The 20,741-nt window shown below is 72.8% G+C and carries 16 protein-coding genes; 11 read left to right on the forward strand and 5 right to left on the reverse strand.

Features of this window, described 5'->3' with window-relative positions:
* Nucleotides 1–81: 81 nt before the first annotated feature.
* Nucleotides 82–1,248: a hypothetical protein gene (locus AB0H21_RS02795; RefSeq protein WP_358510600.1), complete on the reverse strand. Its 1,167-nt coding sequence runs from the start codon at nucleotides 1,246–1,248 to the stop codon at nucleotides 82–84.
* Nucleotides 1,249–1,363: 115 nt separating this feature from the next.
* Between AB0H21_RS02795 and AB0H21_RS02800 the strand changes: the two genes are divergently transcribed.
* The 3 genes from AB0H21_RS02800 to AB0H21_RS02810 all read left to right on the forward strand — a co-directional run bounded on the left by AB0H21_RS02800 (nucleotide 1,364) and on the right by AB0H21_RS02810 (nucleotide 6,552).
* Nucleotides 1,364–3,937, forward strand: a complete 2,574-nt coding sequence (locus AB0H21_RS02800; protein WP_358510603.1) for an alpha/beta fold hydrolase — start codon at nucleotides 1,364–1,366, stop codon at nucleotides 3,935–3,937.
* A 308-nt stretch (nucleotides 3,938–4,245) separates the two neighbouring features.
* A complete protein-coding gene (locus AB0H21_RS02805) occupies nucleotides 4,246–5,040 on the forward strand; it encodes an ABC transporter permease subunit (protein WP_358510606.1) in 795 nt (264 codons plus the stop codon).
* Between the two features lie 177 nt (nucleotides 5,041–5,217).
* Nucleotides 5,218–6,552 carry a hypothetical protein gene (locus AB0H21_RS02810; RefSeq protein ID WP_358510609.1) on the forward strand — a complete coding sequence of 445 codons (1,335 nt, stop codon included), beginning with the start codon at nucleotides 5,218–5,220 and terminating at the stop codon, nucleotides 6,550–6,552.
* Between the two features lie 118 nt (nucleotides 6,553–6,670).
* Here AB0H21_RS02810 and AB0H21_RS02815 read toward each other — a convergent pair whose 3' ends face one another.
* Nucleotides 6,671–6,838 carry a hypothetical protein gene (locus tag AB0H21_RS02815; protein ID WP_181871229.1) on the reverse strand — a complete coding sequence of 56 codons (168 nt, stop codon included), beginning with the start codon at nucleotides 6,836–6,838 and terminating at the stop codon, nucleotides 6,671–6,673.
* A 218-nt stretch (nucleotides 6,839–7,056) separates the two neighbouring features.
* On the opposite strand from AB0H21_RS02815, the gene AB0H21_RS02820 reads away from it, so the two are divergent.
* Nucleotides 7,057–9,177 carry an ATPase gene (locus AB0H21_RS02820; RefSeq protein ID WP_358510612.1) on the forward strand — a complete coding sequence of 707 codons (2,121 nt, stop codon included), beginning with the start codon at nucleotides 7,057–7,059 and terminating at the stop codon, nucleotides 9,175–9,177.
* A 93-nt stretch (nucleotides 9,178–9,270) separates the two neighbouring features.
* On the opposite strand, the gene AB0H21_RS02825 is transcribed toward AB0H21_RS02820, so the two are convergent.
* Both AB0H21_RS02825 and AB0H21_RS02830 read right to left on the reverse strand, forming a co-directional pair.
* The gene (locus AB0H21_RS02825) at nucleotides 9,271–10,257 is read right to left on the reverse strand and encodes a 4-epi-cubebol synthase (protein WP_358510615.1); all 987 of its coding nucleotides are present in this window, start codon (nucleotides 10,255–10,257) and stop codon (nucleotides 9,271–9,273) included.
* Nucleotides 10,258–10,317: 60 nt separating this feature from the next.
* Complete coding sequence (locus tag AB0H21_RS02830) at nucleotides 10,318–10,740, reverse strand: ankyrin repeat domain-containing protein (protein ID WP_358510618.1); 423 nt, start codon at nucleotides 10,738–10,740, stop codon at nucleotides 10,318–10,320.
* 138 nt (nucleotides 10,741–10,878) lie between these two features.
* On the opposite strand from AB0H21_RS02830, the gene AB0H21_RS02835 reads away from it, so the two are divergent.
* Nucleotides 10,879–11,784 (forward strand): PAC2 family protein, encoded by a 906-nt coding sequence (locus AB0H21_RS02835; RefSeq protein WP_358510621.1) that lies wholly within the window; start codon nucleotides 10,879–10,881, stop codon nucleotides 11,782–11,784.
* Nucleotides 11,781–12,845: a Gfo/Idh/MocA family oxidoreductase gene (locus AB0H21_RS02840; RefSeq protein WP_358510624.1), complete on the forward strand. Its 1,065-nt coding sequence runs from the start codon at nucleotides 11,781–11,783 to the stop codon at nucleotides 12,843–12,845. The genes AB0H21_RS02835 and AB0H21_RS02840 overlap by 4 nt, the downstream gene beginning before the upstream one ends.
* Before the next feature lie 2 nt (nucleotides 12,846–12,847).
* Here the strand turns inward: AB0H21_RS02840 and AB0H21_RS02845 are convergent, their stop codons facing one another.
* Entirely contained in the window at nucleotides 12,848–13,681 is an 834-nt protein-coding gene (locus tag AB0H21_RS02845; RefSeq protein WP_358510627.1) for a tyrosine-protein phosphatase, read from the reverse strand.
* 527 nt (nucleotides 13,682–14,208) lie between these two features.
* On the opposite strand from AB0H21_RS02845, the gene AB0H21_RS02850 reads away from it, so the two are divergent.
* From AB0H21_RS02850 to AB0H21_RS02870, 5 genes are read left to right on the forward strand one after another with little or no spacing between them, the layout of a single operon-like run.
* Nucleotides 14,209–15,903: an ABC transporter ATP-binding protein gene (locus tag AB0H21_RS02850; protein ID WP_358510630.1), complete on the forward strand. Its 1,695-nt coding sequence runs from the start codon at nucleotides 14,209–14,211 to the stop codon at nucleotides 15,901–15,903.
* Nucleotides 15,900–16,463, forward strand: a complete 564-nt coding sequence (locus AB0H21_RS02855) for an ECF transporter S component (RefSeq protein WP_358510632.1) — start codon at nucleotides 15,900–15,902, stop codon at nucleotides 16,461–16,463. Before AB0H21_RS02850 ends, AB0H21_RS02855 begins: the two co-directional genes overlap by 4 nt.
* Nucleotides 16,464–16,467: 4 nt before the next feature.
* Nucleotides 16,468–17,283 carry an energy-coupling factor transporter transmembrane component T gene (locus AB0H21_RS02860; RefSeq protein WP_358510635.1) on the forward strand — a complete coding sequence of 272 codons (816 nt, stop codon included), beginning with the start codon at nucleotides 16,468–16,470 and terminating at the stop codon, nucleotides 17,281–17,283.
* Nucleotides 17,280–18,641 carry an amidohydrolase family protein gene (locus AB0H21_RS02865; protein ID WP_358510638.1) on the forward strand — a complete coding sequence of 454 codons (1,362 nt, stop codon included), beginning with the start codon at nucleotides 17,280–17,282 and terminating at the stop codon, nucleotides 18,639–18,641. Before AB0H21_RS02860 ends, AB0H21_RS02865 begins: the two co-directional genes overlap by 4 nt.
* Before the next feature lie 13 nt (nucleotides 18,642–18,654).
* Nucleotides 18,655–20,688: a nitrate- and nitrite sensing domain-containing protein gene (locus AB0H21_RS02870; RefSeq protein ID WP_358510642.1), complete on the forward strand. Its 2,034-nt coding sequence runs from the start codon at nucleotides 18,655–18,657 to the stop codon at nucleotides 20,686–20,688.
* Nucleotides 20,689–20,741: the final 53 nt, after the last annotated feature.

The following is a 20,741-nucleotide window of genomic DNA, read 5'->3' on the forward strand; positions in this document are numbered from 1 at the left end:
TCGGGGCGCCTAAAAGAGCGCCCCGAACCGCCGTGCCGGAGGCGCGGCCATAGGCACAGCTCCCCCGCACGAGGGGGGGGGCTAGGGGGTGGCGGGAGCGCGAAGGGGCGGGGCGGCGGCGTCCGCGGTGGCCGGTCGGCCGCCCGAGCGCCCGCGGGTGAAGCGCTCGGCGCCGTACCAGGCCGCGGCGAGCAGGACCGCGCTGACAGGCGCGGAGGCGACCATGAACGGCGGGGCGTCCAGCAGGAGGTCCTGGATCGCGAGGCCGCCGTAGACGGCGGCGGTGACCAGCACGGCGCCGGCCACCGCGCGGACGGCGGGGACGCGCAGCATGAACGCGACGTCCACGCACACGGCCGCGGCGAGCAGGAAGAACGGCACGGCCGACGGCGGGAAGTGGAACGCGTACAGGAGCGGCCAGATGGCGGTCCTGAAGGCGACGTACACGCCCGCGACGGCCGTGGCCGTCCACCTGCGGCCGACCAGCGTGCGCGCGAGGACCAGGACGAGGACGGCGGCGACGCCGAACCACATCGGGTACACCCAGTCGGGGACGGGCAGCGAGAACTTCTCGACCATGCCGCGGTCGACGGCCCGGCCCATCTGGTTCGCGGCGAAGTCCAGCAGCGTCTTCTCTGCGTACGGCTGTCCCCGGTCCCACGAGGCGAGCTCCAGGACGCCGTACTCCTGGTGCTCGCTGGGGAACAGCACGTTCTCCAGGAAGAACACGAAGAAGCCGCCGAGCACGATCGAGCGCAGGCGGCCCGGGGCCGCGTACACGTACCACCCGCGGATCACGCCCGTGATCATGAAGGCGGTGCCGAGGTAGAGGAGCACGTGGGAGGGGCTCCACGAGGTGATGTCGACGCCGTTCACCCGGTGGTTGATCAGGTCGATGGGGATCGCGATCAGGAACGTCCCCGTGCCCCACTGGATCAGCCGCTGCGCCGGGCGGTCGACGCCGTAGCCGGTGTAGGAGTGCACGATCGTGAGGGCGACGACGATGGCCGTCCCGACGCTGTTGATCAGGTGCGGAGGGGCGAAGTCGTCGCGCAGCCACTTGAAGTGCCAGGAGACGTCCCAGGAGGCGCCGAGGACCTTCAGGATGAAAGCGGCGATCCACCCGTAGTAGAGGACGCGGAACAGGTCCGGGGGCGTCTCCCTGCCCGCCGGTCCTCGCGTCCAGTACGGCAGGGCCCACTCGACCATCTGAGTGACCCTGTCCTTGATGCGTGCCCTCGGCTTCACGCGAAGAAATGATGCCGGTCCTCGACATGTACCGCAATCGGGGTTTACCCGGAGAACCCGCTCGCGGGAGGCGCGTCTCAGCGAGCTCTCAGGGCGGATCAGTAGGCTCGCGGTCATGAAGCTTTGGGGGAGGCGGTCCGCCGCGTTGATCACCGCGGCGCTCGTGGCGGCCGGGGCGGTGGTGTGGGCCCTGTGGCCGTCGCCCCCGCCGCCGACAGGGCTCGACCAGATGATCCCCGTGGTGGACGGCCCGCGCGACGACCAGCGGGTGACGCTGGACACCACCTTCTTCCCGCCCGCCGGGGGCGGCAGGCGTCCCGCGATCCTGCTCGCCCACGGGTTCGGCGGCAGCAAGGCGAGCGTGCGCGACGAGGCCGTGCGGCTGGCGCAGGCGGGGTACGCCGTTCTGACCTGGTCGGCGCGGGGCTTCGGCGCCTCGACCGGCCAGATCGCGCTCAACTCCCCCGACTACGAGGTCAAGGACGTCAAGCAGCTGATCGACTGGCTCGCCAAGCGGCCCGAGGTCCTGCTCGACAAGCCCGGCGACCCGCGCCTCGGCGCCGCCGGGGGCTCCTACGGCGGGGCGATCACGCTGATGGCCGCCGCCTATGACGACCGCATCGACGCGATCGTCCCGCAGATCACCTGGTACGACCTCGCCGACGCGCTGTTCCCCGACGCCACGGGCGCCGGGCCGCGCGACGGCGTGTTCAAGCGCATGTGGGCCGGGCTGTTCTTCACCCGCGCGGTCGACTCCCCCCTCGCGCCGGGCGCGGGCGGCGCGGCGGCGCTCGCGGCGGGCGGGGCGGGCGCAGCCGGCCGTCCCGGCCCCTCCGGCGGGCCGCAGGACGTCCAATGCGGGCGGTTCCTCCCGGAGATCTGCGCGATGTACACCGAGGTCGCGTCGACCGGCCGGGCCACCGACGCCGCCGTCCAGACGCTGCGCCGGTCCAGCCCCGTCTCGGTGCCGGGCAGGATCCGCGTGCCGAGTCTGCTGATCCAGGGCAAGCGCGACTCGCTCTTCCCGCTCGGCCACGCCGACGCCAACGCCAAGGCCATCGCCTCCACCGGCGCCCCCGTGGAGGTCGCCTGGTTCGAGGGTGGCCACGACGGCGGGGACGGTGAGGCCGACTGGGTGGCCGACCGCACGATCGGCTGGTTCGACCGCTGGCTGAAGAAACAAGCCCCCTCCGGAGGCGACGCCGCGCAGGCATTCACCGTCACCCGTGACGGCGGGCGCGATCCTGGCACCCGGCGTCCCGTGCTCGTCCACGCGGTTTCCGGGAAATATCCAGGGTTGTCCGGCACGGCGGCCACGCCGGTCGCGCTCGCCGGCCCCGCCCAGCCGGTGGCCGTCCCACCCGGTGGGTCCCCCGCGTCGATCTCCAGCGTGCCGGGCATCGGCGGGCTGCTGGGCAACCTCGGCGGCTCGGCCGGAGGCGGGCTGACGCTGGACATGCCGGGCCAGGCCGCCGCGTTCGAATCGGCCCCGCTGACCGCGCCGCTCGACGTGACCGGCACGCCGGTGGCCGATCTCACGGTGAGCGGCGAGGGTGAGGTCACGCTCTTCGCCAAGATCTACGACGTCGGCGGGCAGCGTCCCGCGCTCCCGCAGGGCCTGGTGGCACCGTTCCGCGTCACCGCGCGGCCGGAGGGCACGCCGGTCAGGGTGACGCTTCCCGCGATCGACTACCGCTTCGCCGCCGGGCACCGGCTGCGCCTAGTGGTGAGCACCACCGACATGGGGTACGCCTCGGGCACCGCCCCGGCCGTGTTCCGCGTCGCGGCCGCCCCGGCACCGCTGACCGTCCCGACCGATCCGGCGCTCAAGGCCGCCGCGGCAGGCCTGTCATGGTGGACGTGGGCGCTGCCACTCGCCGCGCTCGTCGTCGCCGTCGCCCTGGGGCTGACCGGGCGCGCCCGGCGCCGCGACGCGCCGGACCCCGCGCTCGCCGACGTCCCGCTGCAGATCACCGGCCTCACCAAGAGGTACCGCAACGGCGAACTCGCCGTGGACGATCTGTCGTTCCGGGTCGAGCGGGGCCAGGTCCTCGGCCTGCTCGGTCCGAACGGCGCGGGCAAGACGACCACGATGCGCATGCTGCTCGGGCTGATCCACCCGGACGCGGGAGAGATCCGCGTCTTCGGGCACCGCGTGACGCCGGGCGACGCCGTGCTCGCCCGCCTCGGCTCGTTCGTCGAGGGCCCCGGGTTCCTGCCCCACCTGTCCGGCCGGGAGAACATCGACCTGTACTGGCAGGCGACGGGACGCCCGCGCGAGGAGGCCCACATCGAGGAGGCCCTGGAGATCGCCGGGCTCGGCGCGGCCCTGGACCGCGCGGTGCGCACGTACTCCCAGGGCATGCGGCAGCGCCTGGCCATCGCGCAGGCCATGCTCGGGCTGCCCGATCTGCTCGTGCTGGACGAGCCCACCAACGGGCTGGACCCGCCGCAGATCGCCGAGATGCGCCGCGTGCTGATCCGCTACGCCGCGCGCGGGCGCACGGTGATCGTCTCCAGCCACCTGCTGGCCGAGGTCGAGCAGACCTGCGACCACGTCGTCGTCATGCATCGCGGCCGTCTGGTCACGGCGGGCCCGGTCACCGACCTGCTCGCCGCGGCCCCGTCCAACGGCGCGCCGGGCCGCCTGGAGGACGTCTTCCTCGACCTGATCGGCACCAAGCCATGACGACGGGCGCGCGCGGCCAGGGCGTCGGAGAACACGCACCCGACACGGGAGACGAAACAGCCGGAATGAGCACAACGGGCAAGGCGAACGAAACGACCGGGGCCGCGGAGGACGACACCGGAAACGGCGTCAGCCCCGCAGACACGACCGCCGGAAACCCGGCAACGGCGCGTAAAGGGCCGCCCGACCGGAACGCGGATTCGGCCGGGCGCGACTCGGAAACGTACGAAGCCGGGCGCGACTCGGGAAGAGATGCGACGGGTCGAGGCTCGGGAACCTACGCGGCGGGGCGCACTCTGCCGTTGCGGGTGGAGATCGTCCGGCAGTTCCGGCGTCGCCGCACGCTAGTCATGTTCGGCCTGCTGCTGGCGCTGCCGTGGATCCTCGTGGTGGCGTTCTCGTTCGGCCCCGCGCCGACGCAGCAGAGCACCCTGCGCCTGTCCGACCTCGCCACGCAGGGCGGCCTGAACTTCGCCGCGTTCACGCTGTCGGTCTCGGCGACGCTGCTGCTGGTGGTGGCCGTGGCCCTGTTCTGCGGGGACACCGTGGCCAGCGAGGCGAACTGGTCGTCACTGCGCTATCTGCTCGCCGCGCCGGTCCCCCGGGACCGCCTGCTGCGGCAGAAGCTCGTGGTGGCGCTCGGCTACTCGGCGGCCGCGGTCATCATGCTGCCGCTCATGGCGTTGCTGGCCGGCACGGTGGCCTTCGGCTGGAACGACATCCGCCTGCCGGGCACGGGCGAGGCCATCGCGGCCACGACGGTCCTGCCGCGCTTCGGCATCGTCATCGGCTACGCCCTGGTGAGCCAGCTCGTCGTGGCGGCCCTGGCGTTCCTGCTCTCGGTGAACACCGACTCCCCGCTGGGCGCGGTCGGTGGCGCCGTCGGGCTGGTCATCGTGAGCAACATCCTCCAGGCGGTCGAGGCGCTCGGCGTCATCCGCGAGTTCCTGCCGACCTTCTGGAACACGGCCTGGCTGGACGCCCTCGCCCCCGAACTCGACTGGAGCGGCATGCTCAAAGGTGCCTCCCTGTCCGTCACCTACGCCGCCATCCTCACCGCCCTGGCCTTCCGCCGCTTCCGCAACAAGGACGTCGTCTCCTAAACCCGACCTCCCCCTGACGGCGTCCACCGGCCCCGGCGGCCGTTTTGTGGCAATTGGGGGTGGTGGGTGGTGACTTTCTGCTAGGGCAAAGTGGGTTTGAGGGAACATTGGTGGCGCTGGTCTGAAATGATCCTCTCGGTAATCCTGTCGGACATCGAGAATGACGGACAGTGACTGATGCCCCCCATCGATCAATTGACAACGTACGCGGCGGCCAACCCGCTCGGAGCGGCCATCATCTGCGTGTCCGCTCTGGTCGCCCTCGTGCTCGCGTTCTTCGCCCTTCGCGCGGCCTACCGCGCGGCATCCAGCGGATACCGCAAGTTCGCCGAGAACCGTCCGGCTGAGGACATCCTCACCATCGTCGCGGCCAGCATCGCGACCGGGGTGTCCGCGCAGGGCATGTGGCGCTTCTCCGGTGACGTGCTCGGCTTCGACGGGCCTCTGCGCCTGCTTCTCTTCGCGTTCATCGAGGTCGCGGTGATCACCAGCGCGGTGCGCGCGCGCCGCAACATGCGTGAGAACTACTCGGCCGGCATCGACGGCATGGCGGTGTGGGTGCTCACCGGCCTGTCGGCGGTGCTGTCCAGTCTGGACGCCCGCAGCCTCGCCGAGGCCATCTTCCGGCTCGCCGCCCCGCTGGTCGCCGCGTGGCTGTGGGAGCGCGGCATGGCCATCGAGCGGCACCGCATCACCGGCCGTTCCCGCATCAAGTGGCGGTTCACCCCGGAACGGGCGATGGTCCGCCTCGGCCTGGCCGAGGTCAGCGACCGCACCGTGACCGAGGTGGACGCCCACCGCCGGCTCACCCGCGTGGCCCTGGCCGCCAAGCGCGCCCGCGCGCTGCGCGAGGCGGGCGCCTCCGACCGTAAGATGCGGACCGCGCTCGCCAAGCTGGACCGGGTGATGGACCAGGCCGTGGAGCACACCGGACTCGCGGTCGACCCGGGCCGCCAGGAGGCGCTGCTGTCGCAGATCGGCGCCCTGTACAACACCAGCGCCCTCATCGACCTGCGCCCGCCCGTCCCGTGGGAGCCGGAGCCGGAGGAGCCGCCCGCGCCGCACGCCCTGCCCGTGGCGGGCACTCGCGCGGCCTACATCGAGGACGACGACGATGACGCCGTGACGGCGGCCCCGCAGGTGGTCGACACGGCCCAGCGCGCGGCCCTGATGCGCGCGGCGCGCCAGTACTGGGACAAGCAGATCGAGCGCAGGTTCGTTCCCCGCGCGGCGGACATCGCCAAGGAGACCGGCATCTCGCTGGCCACGGCCCGGGAGTACCGCGCCCTGTGGAAGCTGGAGCCCCGGGCGCACGCGCTGATCGAGGCCGCCTACAACGAGCACGGCATCATCGACACCGGGACGTTCCCCGCCATCGTGGTGCCGGACGGTTCCGACTCGGGCGACCACCCCGACCGCTCCGACCGCTCCGACCATGAGGAGCCGGTGCTGAGCATGAACGGCTCCGGCAGCATGAACGGCTCCGGCCCGGCCCACACGGCCGGCGTCTGAGCGCCGCGCTCACCGATGTGAGGACGGCGAGAAGCCGCGGCCCGGAGGCAGGAGCCTTCGGACCGCGGCTTTCGCGGTGGGCCCGGCGGACGTTTCCGCGCGGCCCGGACGACGGGCGTCAGTCCCAGTGCGGGGGTCGCTCCTCCAGCAACCGGGAGACGTCGTCTGACGAGCGCCACTCGCCCCAGCCGGAGTCGGTGTCGTCGCTCGTCTGGTCGGGTAGCACCGGCAGCCCCTCTTCGGAGAGGTCCACCGGACGCAGGTCATCCGGCTCATGCACAGTCACGGGCCCAATGCTACGCGCCGCCGGCGAGGTCTGATCGCTGCCCCTGTCAAGACTTCCTCGATTCCCCCCAAAAGTGATTCCCGGCTCGTTGCCGTGCACCGATCGTCAGGCTCCACATCTCGGGCGTGCTCACGCCCGCGGGCACCGCGCGGAACCGCCCGCGCGGGTACGATACGGAAGCAGGTAGAACGCCGGAACGACCCCCACGTGAGGCGGCCATGGCATCGCCGGGAGCATGGCGAAGAGACGGAAACCTCCCCGCGGAGCTCACCAGCTTCGTCGGCCGAGACCGGCTGCTCGCCGCCCTCAGGCAGCGCCTGCTGGAGGCCCGCCTGGTGACGGTGACGGGCATCGGCGGCGTCGGCAAGTCGCGCACGGCGCTGCGCGTCGCCCACCAGATGCTTCCGCAGTTCCGCGATGGCGTCTGGTACGCCGACCTGTCCCGCCTGCAGGACCCGTTCATGGTGCCGCACGCGGTCAACGCGGCCCTCGGCATCGCCGACCAGTCGGCCCGCCCGGAGACCGAGACGCTGGCCGACTGGCTGGCCGGGCGCGAGCTGCTGCTGGTCATCGACTCCTGCGAGCATGTCCTGGCCGCGACCGCGGAGCTCGTCGAGCGGGTGCTGCGCGCCGCCCCGGGCGTGCGGGTGCTGGCGACCAGCCGGCAGTCCCTCGCCGTCCAGGGCGAGCAGTCGGTCCCGATCGCCCCGCTGCTGGTGCCGGGCGACGACCGCGATGAGAGCCCGTACCTCAACGAGTCGGTCCAGCTTTTCGCCGAGCGCGCCTCGGCGGTCGTCCCCGGGTTCGTGGTGGACGAGGAGAACGTCACGGCCGTCTCCGAGCTGTGCCGGCGGCTGGACGGCATCCCGCTGGCGATCGAGCTGGCGGCGGTCCGCCTGCGGGCGCTGTCGGTGGAGCAGATCCTCGCGCTGCTGATCGACCGCTTCAGCCTGCTCGCGGGCGCCAGCCGTACGGCGCTGCCGCGCCACCAGACGCTGCGCGCGGCGATCGGCTGGAGCCACGAGCTGTGCGAGCCGGCCGAGCGGCTGCTGTGGGCGCGCCTGTCGGTGTTCTCCGGCGACTTCGAGCTGGAGGCCGCCCAGTACGTCTGCTCCGGCGAGACCCTGCCGGAGGCCGACGTGATGGACCTGATCTCCGGCCTGATCGAGAAGTCCATCCTGCTGAGCTCCAGCGAGCGGTCGGGCGTCCGCTACCGGCTCATCGACACGCTTCGCCAGTACGGCGGGGAATGGCTGGACAAGCTCGGCGAGACCGACGCCACGCGCCGCCGCCACCGCGACTACTACCTGGGGCTCGCCGAGCGCGGCGAGGGCGCGTGGTCGGGGCCGAGGCAGGTCTACTGGTTCGGCCGCATGCGCCAGGAGCACGACAACATCCGGTCCGCGCTGGACTACTGCCTGCACGACCCGGCCGAGGCGCGCACCGGTCTCACGCTGCTGTCCTCCCTGTGGTTCATGTGGGTGGCCTGCGGGTTCGCCCGCGAAGGCCGCCTGTACCTCGAACGGGCGCTGGTCGCCTCCCCCGATCCGAGCCGGCAGCGCTGTAAGGCGCTGTGGGTGCTCGCGTACGTCCGCAGCGCGCAGGGCGACACGGCGGGGGCGCTGGAGGCGGCGGAGCAGTGCGCGAGCGACGCGGTGCGGGTGGGCGACTCGATCGCGGTGATCCTGGCCACGAAGATGCAGGGCACCGCCGCGTGGCTCCAGGGCGACCTGCACAAGGCGACCGCGCTGATCGGCGTGGCGATCGAGTTCCACCGCAGCGGGCGCGAGCTGAACCCCGGCCTGCTTCCCGCCATCGTGGAGCTCGCGGTGGTGCTCACCCAGCAGGGCGAGCTGGAGGAGGCCGAGGGGCTGCTGCGCGACTGCCGCCAGCTCTGCGCCGAGCGCGGCGAGCTGTGGCTGCGGTCGTACGCCGTCTGGGCGACCTCGGCGATCGAGCGCATGACCGGTCGCACCGCGGACGCCGTGTTCAGCGCCCAGGAGGCTCTGCGCATCAAGCGGCACTTCCACGACGTGCTCGGGGTCGTGGTGGCGATGGAGACGCTCTCCCAGCTCGCCCTCGACCAGGGGGACGCGGCGCGGGCGGCCCGCATGCTGGGCGCGGGGCAGGCGAACTGGCAGATGTTCGGCCTGCCGCTGTTCGGCTCGCCGTTCTTCGGCACCGAGCACGAGCAGTGCGTCAAGGAGTGCAAGCGCCTGCTCGGCGAGGAGGCCTACGCCGAGGCCTACCGGCAGGGCGCGCGCATGGAGTTCGAGGAGGCCGTGAGCTACGCCATGGGCGAGGCCGAGCCGGACGACGCCCACGACGGCGCGGCGTGACGACCCCACAGTGACGACCCACAGTGACGACCCCCGCGTGACGGCCCCCGCGGGGCGGTCTCCGCGGGACTGCGTCGATACGCGGACGGGCCGTCAGTTGTGGCCGCGGACGGGCAGGGTGGTCCCCTTCCAGGCGCGGGTGTACCTCGTGCTGGTGAGCGAGTAGGCCACGCTGCCGCTGACCCAGTGTTCGAGGCCGCGCACGTAGGCCGTCACCGCCTCCGACCCCAGCCCGGCGAGTTCGTCGTGCAGGGACAGCATGCGGGCGACGGACTGGTCGCGCATGCGGCCGATCTGGTCCATGGCGTTCTGGATCGACCGGTCGCCGTGCCGGGCCAGGACGCTGACCAGGTTGTTCCCGGCGTTCACGCCGTCGCGCTCCTTGGCGTAGGACAGCAGGTCGTTGTCCCATACCACGACGTCGTTGGCGCACTCGGTGATCGCGCGCACCCACGGGTGGCGCCACTCGCCGGGGGTGAGGGCGTGCCCGGTGGCGAGGTCGATGAGGGCGAAGACGGTCAGCATGGCGCCGGTCCTGCGCCGCATGAAGACGTAGTCGCCGTAGGTGGGGACGACGGCGTCCTCGCGGTTCGCGGCCTCCCAGACCTGGGCGAACAGGTAGTCCTTGGTGACGGTCCGCCACCGGTCGAGCTGGTCGGCGTCCCCGGCCGCGCCGACGCGGGCCATGATGTCGCGCATCGCCCGCGCGAAGGGGTCCTCCACGGGGATCCCGGCGTCGGAGTCGTCCAGGACGCAGAGCAATTGCGGCAGCGCGCGGGCGATTTCGGCGGCGCGCCGGTCGGACTCGCAGAAGGCGTCGTCGAAGGCGAAGAGCCACACGCACCAGTCGGTCACCAGCCGGAGCGCGTCGTACGGGGCGTAGGGGTAGGTGCGGGCGCCGAGGATTCCGTAGGCGGCCTCGCGGTAGTGCTCCAGCTCGGCCTGGTCGACGATCATTCGGCTGGCCCGCAGCCAGGAGAAGGTCTCCCGGTCGACCTGGGCGGCGTACGGGCTGATCAGACTGGGGAAAGGGCTCGACAAATCGGGTAGAAGGAGCTGGGAATGCGCCAAATCAGCCATCCCCACATCATGGCAACAAAGACAGCCCGTAACCACTCCGCGACGGGTCCGTATGTGACATTATCGACCTTTGTCCGCGAACAATGCCAGGATTTCGGTCTGCCCGAACATCCGCGCGGTGTCGGCCGCCGACGGCGACCCCTCGGACGGATCGGCCCCGGCCTCCAGGAGCGCCCGCACCACATCGGGCTGCTTCTTGAGGACCGCGCCCGCCAGCGGCGTCTGCCCGCGCTCGTTGGCGCGCCCCGGATCGGCCCCGCGCTCCAGCAGAGCCCGGACGGTCTCGGCGTGGCCGTGGTAGGCGGCGAGCATCAGCAGCGTGTCGCCCTTGTCGTTGTGGAGGTCGGCCGGGACCCCCGCGTCGACGTAGGCGCACAGCCGGTCGGTCTCCCCCGATCTCGCCATCTGGAACAACCGGGTGGCCAGCTCCACGACGTCCGCGTCGCCGGCGTCGCCCTCAGCGCGGTGTGGCACGTCATCCATTCTGCCCAGGCGGGTGCAGGGGCCCGGACGGCGGGTGGCGGACAGCGGGTAGCGGGTAGCGGGCGACTCGCCCGGCGGAATCCTCGCCACATCCCATAGGTTCTCTCTTGAGAGACGAAAGAAAGGCTGGGACCCAAGGTGTTCGACCCGACGGATCTTTACCGGCTCAGCGGCGATGTCCCTGAGCTGACCGATCCGGTGCTGCTCTACCACTTTGACGGTTTCGTGGACGCGGGAGGGGCCGGAAGGCTCGCCGTCGGCCACCTGCTCGCCGAACTGGAGCACCGGGTCGTGGCGACGTTCGACGTGGACCGCCTCCTCGACTACCGGTCGCGGCGCCCCCTGATGACCTTCGACACCGATCGCTGGGTCGACTGCGAGACGCCCGAGCTGGCCGTCCACCTCGCCCACGACGCGACCGGGACGCCGTTCCTGCTGATGAGCGGCCCCGAACCCGATCGCGAGTGGGAGCTGTTCACCGAGGCCATCGGCGCCCTCGTCACCCGCCTCAACATCGGCAAGCTGGTCACCGTGCACGGCATCCCCATGGCCGCGCCGCACACGCGTCCTCTCGGGGTGACCGCGCACGGCACGCGGCCCGAGTTGGTCACCGGGCCCGGCAGCCCGTTCGGCAAGATCCAGGTGCCGGGCAGCGCGGCGGCGCTGATCGAGCTGAGGCTCGGCGCCCGGGGGCACGCCGCCCTCGGCTACGCCGTCCACGTCCCGCACTACCTCGCCCAGGCCGAGTACCCGCGGGCGGCGGTGACGGCCCTGGAGGCGGTGACCCGCGGCACCGGGCTGGTCTTCCCGATGGACGGCCTGCGGGACGCCGCCGAGAAGACCACGGCCGAGATCGAGGAGCAGATCGTCGCCTCTGCGGAGCTGTCCACGGCCATCCAGGGCCTCGAACAGCAGTACGACGCGTTCACCGCCGGGGAGGAGCGCGAGAACCTCATGGCCGAGACCACGCCGATGCCCACGGGGGACGAGCTCGCCGCGCAGTTCGAGCGGTTCCTCGCCGAGCGCGACGAGAGCGACTCGTGATCGCCACCGGCCTGGTCGGGTACGGCACGGCCGGAGAGTTCTTCCACGCCCCGCTGATCGCCGCGGCGGACGGGCTCCGGCTCGCCGCCGTCGTGACGCGCGACCCGGAGCGCGCGGCCCGCGCCGCCCGTGATCATCCGGACGCGCGGGTCGTCCCGTCCGCGGACGACCTGCTCGGGCTCGGCCTCGACCTGATCGTGATCGCCTCGCCCAACCGGACGCACGTCCCGCTGGCGCGGGCGGCGCTGTCGGCGGGCCTGCCGGTCGTGGTGGACAAGCCGCTGGCCGCCACGGCGGCCGAGGCGCTGGAGCTGGCCGATCTCGCGCGCGAGCGCGGCGTGATGTTGACGGTGTTCCAGAACCGCCGCTGGGACGGCGACTTCCTGACGCTGCGCACCCTCGACCTCGGCGAGGTCCACCGCTTCGAGTCGCGGTTCGAGCGGTGGCGGCCGGTCCCCAAGGGCGGCTGGCGCGAGAACGGCGGCCCGGAGGAGCTCGGCGGCCTGCTGTACGACCTGGGCAGCCACCTGGTGGACCAGGCCCTGCGCTACCTCGGCCCGGCGACCGACGTCTACGCCGAGACCGACGTCCGGCGGGCCGGCGTCGGCGCGGACGACGACGCCTTCGTGGCGCTGACGCACGCCTCGGGCGCGCGCTCGCACCTGTGGATGAGCTCGGTCGCCGCCCGGCTCGGGCCGCGTCTGCGGGTGCTCGGCTCGCGCGCCGCGTACGTCAAGTGGGGGCTTGATCCACAGGAGGAGCGCCTGCGGGCGGGCGAGCGGCCGGGCGGCCCCGGCTGGGGTACCGAGCCCGCCGACCGCTGGGGCGTGCTCGGCACCGACGCCGAGAGCCGCCGTGTCGAGACCGTGCCGGGGGCCTACCAGGAGTTCTACGCCGGGGTGGTGGCCTGCCTGCGGGACGGCGCGCCGCCGCCGGTGGACCCGGCCGAGGTGGCCGGGGCGCTGGCCGTGCTGCACGCCGCGCGGACCTCGGCCGCGGAGCGCCGCGTCGTCGCGCTGGACCCCTCTGCGGGCCTGATTCAGGCGAGCAGGGGGGCCTGAATCTAGCCGAGCAGGCGGACGCGCAGGGCCGCCGCGTCGTCGGGCGTCCAGCCGTTGCGCTCCAGCCAGCCGAGCGGCCCGCCGTAGGTCTCGTCGAGCACGCCGAGGAAGTACTCCATGTACTCCGGCCGCGGCAGGTGGTTCTCCGCGGGCTGGGCGTCCAGGTCGTCCCGGTAGGTCGAGCTGGCCCGCAGCCGCGCGAGCAGGGGCTCCAGCCGGTCGCCGGTGGCCGCGTAGTCGGCGACGATCGCCTCGCGGGCGACGCCGGCCACCGAGAGCGCCAGCGCGCTGACGACGCCCGTCCTGTCCTTGCCGGCCGCGCAGTGGACGATGGCCACGCCGTCGCCCCGGGCGAGCACCCGCAGCGCTGCGAGGACCGAGTCGGGCCGGTCGCGCAGGTAGGCGTGGTAGAAGCCGATGACCCGGACCTCGGCCAGGTCGTGCTCACGCTGGCCCTGCCAGGGGAGCACCCGGTCGCCGTCGATGCGGCGACGGCGGCGCGTGTCGTCGGCGAGGTCGCCGGTGTCGGCCTCGACGTCGGTGTGGCGGCCACCTTCGGCGAAGAGCGTCAGGTGATGGATGCCGACCTCGGGTACGCGGGTCAGCGGGCCGGGGCCTTCGAGGGCGACCTCGGCGTTGGAGCGCAGGTCGATCACGTCGCGGAGCTTCATCTCGCCGACGAGCTTTCGCACGTCGGCCTCCGTCAGACCCTGCAGGTTGTCCGAGCGGAGCACCCGCCCGAACTGTGTGGTCCGGCCGTCCTCCGTGGGGAGACCGCCGAGGTCCCTCACGTTCACGGCCCCGTCAAGGGCTATCCACCTCGTTAGTTCGTTCATCACTTGCCAGCCTATATGCGCTGTATGTCCGCGTGGAGAACGCGGCGCGGGGCAAAGCGTCAAAAGACATGTCCATCACGTGGCCATCGCCACCGTGACGCGGGCGCGTTCGTGGCGTGAGGACCGGCCGGCCGCGCCCGAGACCGCGCGGCTCGGCGGGCAGGCACGGGAGGTAGGTGGAGCGCGTGTTACGCGCGAGCGTGGACGAGGCGTGGCTGAGCGGGGAGCCACCTGCTCTCGGCCGACCGGCCTTCCGCCAGAGGTCCAGAGGTACGGGCCGTGGTGGTCGCACCCGGTGGACCTGGGCGGCCGTGGACACCCGCTTGACCAGTGACCTCCCGTGCATTCACATGCCCTTAATTGAGCTACCCGAAAGCACACAATTCGGTCAGTGTGCCTAATACGCTCGTTTCACCAGCAATTGCGCTCGCAACACACCGTCCCCTTTAATCTCCTTCTGGACATCGTGATTCGGTCCACGCCGGCCACTACCTCGGGGCACCTCGGAAGGAACCAGTCGATCCGTCATGACCGCGCTCATCGAGGTCCGTGACGCGAGCGTCCGCTACCTTTCCACCGGCCAGGCCGCGCTCGGCGCGACCTCGCTGACCGTCAACCCCGGCGACCTCACGCTGGTGAGCGGGCCGTCCGGATGCGGCAAGAGCACGCTGCTGCGGCTGCTCAACGGGCTGATCCCGCACGCCTACCGGGCCGAGGTCTCCGGCGAGGTGCTCGTCGGCGGCCGTCCGGTCGCGGGCAGGACGATCCGCGACATCTCCACCATCGTCGGCACCATGCTCCAGGACCCGCGCCGCCAGATCGTCGGCACCACCGTCGCGGCCGAGATCGCGTTCGGCCCGGAGAACCTCGGGCTGCCCCGCGAGGAGATCCGCCGCCGCGTCGGAGACGTCGCCGCCCGCGTCGGCGTCACCCACCTGCTCGACCGGGCGACCGCCGGGCTCAGCGGCGGCGAGCTCCAGATGGTGGCCTTCGCGGGCGTGCTGGCGATGGATCCGCGGGTCGTCGTCGTGGACGAGCCGCTGGCCAACCTCGACCCCGCCGCAAGTCTGCGCCTCATGCGCGAGATCAGGAGGTTCGTCGACGAGGGCGGCGCCGCCGTGGTCGTCGAGCACCGCGTCGAGGAGATCCTGGAGTTCGAACCGGACGAGGTGCTGTACCTGGAGGATGGCGCCCCCCGCTACCTCGGGCCCGTCGAGGGTTTCCTGCGCATGGCCCCGGCCGGCGACGTCAAGCTGCCCTTTTCGACCCTGGTGTCCCGCGCCGGCGAACTGCCCGCCGTGACCCCTCCGTCCCGCCGCGAGAGCGGTGCCGCACCGTCAGGGCAGGCCGTGCCCCGCCTGGAGTACCGGCGGGTCGCCCTCGCGTACGGCCCGCGCACGGTGCTCGCCGACGTCGATCTCGCCCTCGGCGCGCGTGAGCGGGTCGCGGTCCTCGGGCCGAACGGCGCCGGCAAGTCCACGCTGTTGCGCGCCGCCGTCATGCTCGTCACCGCCGCGCGTGGCGAGGTGCTGGTGGACGGGTCTCCCGTGGCCGGCCGCTCGACCGTCAGCCTCGCCACGACCTTCGGCTACGTCTTCCAGAACCCCGGGCAGGCCCTGTTCAGCGCCACCGTCGGCCAGGAGCTCGCCTTCGGCCCGCGCAACCTCGGCCGCGACCCCGAGGAGATCGCCAGGGACTCGGCGGACGTCCTGCGGGCGATGCTGCTCGACGGCGAGAAGGACATCATGGACCGGCCGCCGAGGACGCTGTCGTTCGGGCAGCAGCGCCGCCTCACCGTCGCCCTGGCGCTCGCCATGCGCCCGCGCACGCTGATCCTGGACGAGCCCACCGCCGGGCAGGACCTGCGCACCACCACGGCGTTCCTCGGCCACGCCCTCGCGGCCGAGAGCGTGGAGAGCGTCTACTTCATCACCCACGACGTCGACCTCGCCCTGACCTACGCCGACCGTGTCGTCGTCGTGGACGGCGGGCGGGTGGTCGCCGACGCCTCCCCCGCCGAACTGGCCCGTGACGAGAACGTCTGGTCGGGGGCGGGGCTGCGCGCCACGAGCCTGGTGCGCGCGGTCCGCGACCATCCGCCGGCCCCAGCCGGGTCGATACCTCACCCGTTCGACCTCGCCCGCGCCCTCGCGTCCCGTACACCGGGTACGGACGCGCACAGTTCCAACCCGTCCCCCGAGGAAGGAACCACCCCCTCATGAGCGCAGACGCCGCGGCCCGCCGAGGGCCGTTACTGGAGATCTCGTCACGCACGGTCGTCTACGGCGCGGTCGGCGCGGCCCTGTACGCCGCGCTCGGCCTGTTCAGCTTCCTCATCCCCGGCACCCAGTACGTCACGGTGCGTCCCGCCTTCGCCCTGGTGCCCTTCTTCGGCAAGCGGTTCGGCGTGGTCACGGGGTTCTTCGTGGGCTTCGTCGGCAACATCGTGATCGACCTGATCCAGGGCGGCGGCCTGACGTACTTCAACTGGAGCGTCGCCAACGGCCTCGTCGGAGCCGTCGCGGGGCTCATCTTCGCCTACCTGCCGCCGATCGCCAACGAGGCCCTGCGCCTGGTGGTGACCGCCCTCGGGGCCCTGGTCGCCACCGCCGCCGGCCTGCTGTTCGTCATCACCGACATCCCGCTGCAGCACATCGACTTCAACACCTTCCTGACGCTGAACTACGGGCCCGCGCTGCTGGCCGACGCCGTCGCCGTCGTCATCCTCACCCCGGTGCTCGACGCGATCTGGGAGCCGCTGTCCAAGCGCGCCGGCCGGTGACCTGATGGACGTCACGCCGCGCTACCTGGGCGCGGGCTCCTTCCTGAGCCGCCGCGATCCGCGCGTGCTCCTGCTGGTGCCCGTGCTGTACCTCGCGGCCGTGGCGGGCGTCGACGACCTGCGCCCGGTGCTCGCCTGCACGGTCGTCGCCGTGCTGTACTACCGCGCCGCGGGCATCCCGTGGCGCGGCGTGCGGGCGAACTGGACGTTCATGCTGGGGTTCACCACGCTGCTGGTCCTCGCGAACAGCGTGCTGACGCCGGCGGACACGCGCTCCGGGGGGAGCGTCCTGTTCACCGTCCCGCTCGCGCACACCGACGTGACCTGGGCCACGCTCTCGTACGCGGCGACGATCCTGGTCCGGTACGTCTCCCTGGCCCTGGTCGGCTTCCCTGTGGCGTTCGCCATCGCGCCCGCCGACTTCGGCGTGGCCTTCGCGCGGCTCGGGCTCTCCCAGCGCCTGGCGTACGGGGTGGACCTCACCTTCCGATTCCTGCCCTCGACCTGGGCGAGCCTGCGCGAGACCGTGGACGCCCAGCGCCTGCGGGGGTACGAGCACAGCCGCAGCCGCAACCCGGTCAAACGGCTCCTCACGCTGAAGCCGGTGGTGGTGCCGGTGACGGTGAACGCCCTGGTCGACGCCGAGGACACCGTCAACGCCATGGACCTGCGCGCCTTCGGCGGACGGCACCGCACGTGGACGCGCGAGCTGGCCTTCGACCGCGCCGACCGGCTCGTGCTCGGCGGCTTCGCCGCGATGGCCGCGGCGATGACCGTCGCCCGGTTCCTCGGCCTCACGGGGACGGTGTGGGTTCCGTGAGCGTCGCCGGCGAGGCGGTCGTGGTCCACTCGGCGCCGCTGCTGCTCCCCGTCTCCCGCCCGCCGATCCGCGACGGCGCGGTGGCCGCGCGAGACGGCCGCGTCCTCACCACCGGGACCCGGCGCGAGACGCTCGCCGCGCACCCCGGCGCCGAGGAGGTCCGCTGGCCCGGGGTCGTCGTCGCCGGACTCGTCAACGCGCACACCCACCTGCAGTTCACCCGCATGGCCGGGGTCGGCGCGCGCGTCTACGACACCTTCGAGGAGTGGTCGGACACCTTCGACGAGGTCTACGCCTCGATGGACGGCGAGGACTGGGCGGCGAGCACCCGCGAAGGGGCGCTGCTCGCGCTGCGTCACGGCACCACGGCCGTGGCCGACGTCGTGACCGACCTCGCCGCACTGCCCGTCCCGGCCGAGACGGGCCTCGCGGGGGTCTCGTACCTGGAGATCCTCGGCGACGACGACCGCGAGTGGGCGCGAGGCGGCCGCGCGCGCCTCACCTCCACGCTGGGCCGGCTCGCCGCCGGCGACGTCCCGCGCGGCGGCGGGCCGTGGACGGCGCGCGTCGGGATCGCGCCGCACGCCCCGTACACGCTGGACACCGCGGTCCTCGCCGACCTGGCGGGCCTGATGCGCGCGTACGGTCTGCGGGGGCACATCCACCTGCAGGAGTCGGCCCACGAGCGGGAGTTCACCGTCTCGGGCACCGGGCCGCTGGCGGCGCTGATCCGCCGCATCGGGCTGGACTTCGAGATCCTGCGCGCGGGCGGCACCGGCCAGGGGCCCGCCGACTTCCTCGACGGCCTCGGCATGCTCGGCCCGCACTGCCACGTCGCCCACGGCGTCCACCTCGACGCCGGCGAGCGGGCGCTGCTGCGCGCCCGCGGGGTCGGCGTCGCACTCTGCCCGCGCTCCAACCGGACCCTCGGCATCGACGGCCCGCCCGTCGCCGCCCTGCTGGAGGAGGGCGGCATGGTCGCCGTCGGGACCGACTCGCTCGCCTCCTCGCCCTCGCTGGACCTGCTCGAAGACGTCCGCCTGCTGCACGCGCTCGCCCGCGAGCAGGGGTACCGGGCCGCCGACCTCGCGCGCCGCCTCGTCGAGGCCGCCACCACCGGCGGCGCCCGCGCGCTCGGCCTGGCCGCCGGGCCGGGCCGGATCGGCTCCCTGGACGCCGGCGCGCGCTGCGACTTCGCCGTCTTCGACGTGGATCCCGGCGACCCCGGCGACCCGGACCCGTACCGCACGCTCATCGAGGACGGTCCGGGGCAGTGCGTCGCCACGGTCACCGGCGGCGTCCACACCGGCCTCGACCGCCTCGCGAACTTCACCCCGGAGGTACCACGTGGGCGCTAGCCTCACGGCGACGATGACCAGACTCGGCGGCCTGTTACGCGGGCTCCTCGCGCCGGCGACCCGTGCCGGCGATCTGGCCCGCCGCGAGAGGACGCTGCGTTTCAAGCTGTACTCGCTGCTCAGCCTGCCGATCGTCGCGCTGATCCTGCTCTGGACGTTCATCACCGGCCACCTGATGAACGACCTGTTCGAGCTGCGCAGGGCCGTCACGCAGTTCGAGCAGGTCGCGGCGCCCGCCACCGCCCTGGCCGACCGCCTGCGCGAGGAGCGCCACCGGTCCGCCGTCGTCCTCAGCGGGACGGGCCCCGACGGCGGGCGCCTGGCGACCGCCCGGCAGGAGACCGACCGGGCCGTGGTGCTGCTCCACCAGCGCGCGACCTCTCAAGAGGGATCGAGCGCCACCGGGCCCGACATCGTGGACGACCTCACCGCGCTGGAGCGCGAGCTGCAACGGCTCGGCGGCCTGCGGGAGCAGGTCGACTCCCGCGCCCTCGACCGGCTGGGCGCCGTCCAGCAGTACACCGAGATCCAGCGGTCGCTCTACCGGATGACCGACGGGCTGGTGACCGTCCCCGACCCCGCGCGGTACCGGCAGGCGAACGGGCTGCAGACCATCGCCGAATCACGCGAGCTGCTGTCCCAGGAGGACGCCCTGCTGTCCGGCGCGCTGCTGCGCGGGCAGCTCGGCACCGAGGAGCAGCGCCTGTTCGCCCAGACCGTCGCCGCGCGCAGGCTCCTGTTCGACCGCGGCACACAGCAGCTCGACCCCGAGCTGCGGCGGCCGTACGACGATCTGCTCGCCTCCGCCGACTACAAGCACCTCACCGCCATCGAGAACGAGGTCGGCGCGCGGCGCACCGCCCTGGGCCAGGCCACCGCGTGGAAGGGGCTCGCCGGGACGCTCGGCACGCGCGTGGACCGGCTCACCGCCGACCGCACCGCCCTGCTGAACTCCCTCGCCGACGGCGTCTCCTGGGGCATCATCGCCCAGATCGTCATCGCGGGCGGGCTCGGGCTCGTCGCGATCCTGCTGGCCGTGGCCCTGTCCGCGCGGCTCGGCCGGGGCCTGGCCCAAGAGCTCGCCGACCTGCGCAGCGCCGCCCTGGACCTCGCCGACGTGCGGCTTCCCGGCGTCGTCCGCAAGCTACGCGACGGCGAGCCCGTCGAGGTCGACACCGAGGCACCGCCGATCCGCATCACCGGCACCACCCTGGAGGTGCAGGACGTCGCCCAGGCGTTCTCGACCGTGCGCCGCACGGCCGTCGAGGCGGCGGTCGGGCAGGCGGACCTGCGCAAGGGCGTCAGCCTGGTCTTCCGCAACCTGGCGCGGCGCAACCAGTCGCTGCTGCACCGCCAGCTCACCCACCTGGACACGATGCAGCGCAAGACCAACGCGCCCGACGCCCTCGCCGACCTGTTCCGGCTGGACCACCTGACCACGCGCATGCGCCGCCAGGCCGAGGGCCTGATCATCCTGTCCGGCGCGCCCGCCGGCCGCGCGTGGCGCAAGCCGGTGCCGATACACGACGTGGTGCGCGGCACGGTGGCCGAGGTGGAGGACTACACCCGCGTCACCGTCATGCCGATGTCGGACGCCTCGCTGGTCGGCACGGCCGTCGCCGACGTGATCCACCTGCTGGCCGAGCTGATCGAGAACGCGACGGTGTTCTCCCCGCCCAGCACCCAGGTCTACATCAAGGGCGACCTCGTCGGCCGGGGCTTCGCCGTCGAGATCGAGGACCGTGGCCTCGGCCTGACACCGGAGGCCCGTGAGGAGATCAACCGGCGGCTGGCCGACCCGCCGGAGTTCGACCTCACCGACAGCGACCGCCTCGGCCTGTTCGTCGTCAGCCGCCTGGCCGCCCGCCACGGCATCACGGCCTCCCTGCGCCGCTCCCCGTACGGGGGCACCACCGCCGTCGTCCTGCTCCCCCACGGCCTGGTGATCCCCGCGGGCCTGGACGACGAGCCCGCCGGCCCGGACACCGGCTCGATGCCCGCCGTCATCGCCCTGGAGCAGGGCTCGGACCCGACCAACAGCCGCTGAGGTCCCGTTTCGTCCCGCTTCGACAGGGCTTCGTCAGGGCGCGGCGAAACCGG

Source organism: Sphaerisporangium sp. NPDC051011, from assembly GCF_040653595.1.
In the GTDB taxonomy this organism is placed as follows: domain Bacteria; phylum Actinomycetota; class Actinomycetes; order Streptosporangiales; family Streptosporangiaceae; genus Sphaerisporangium.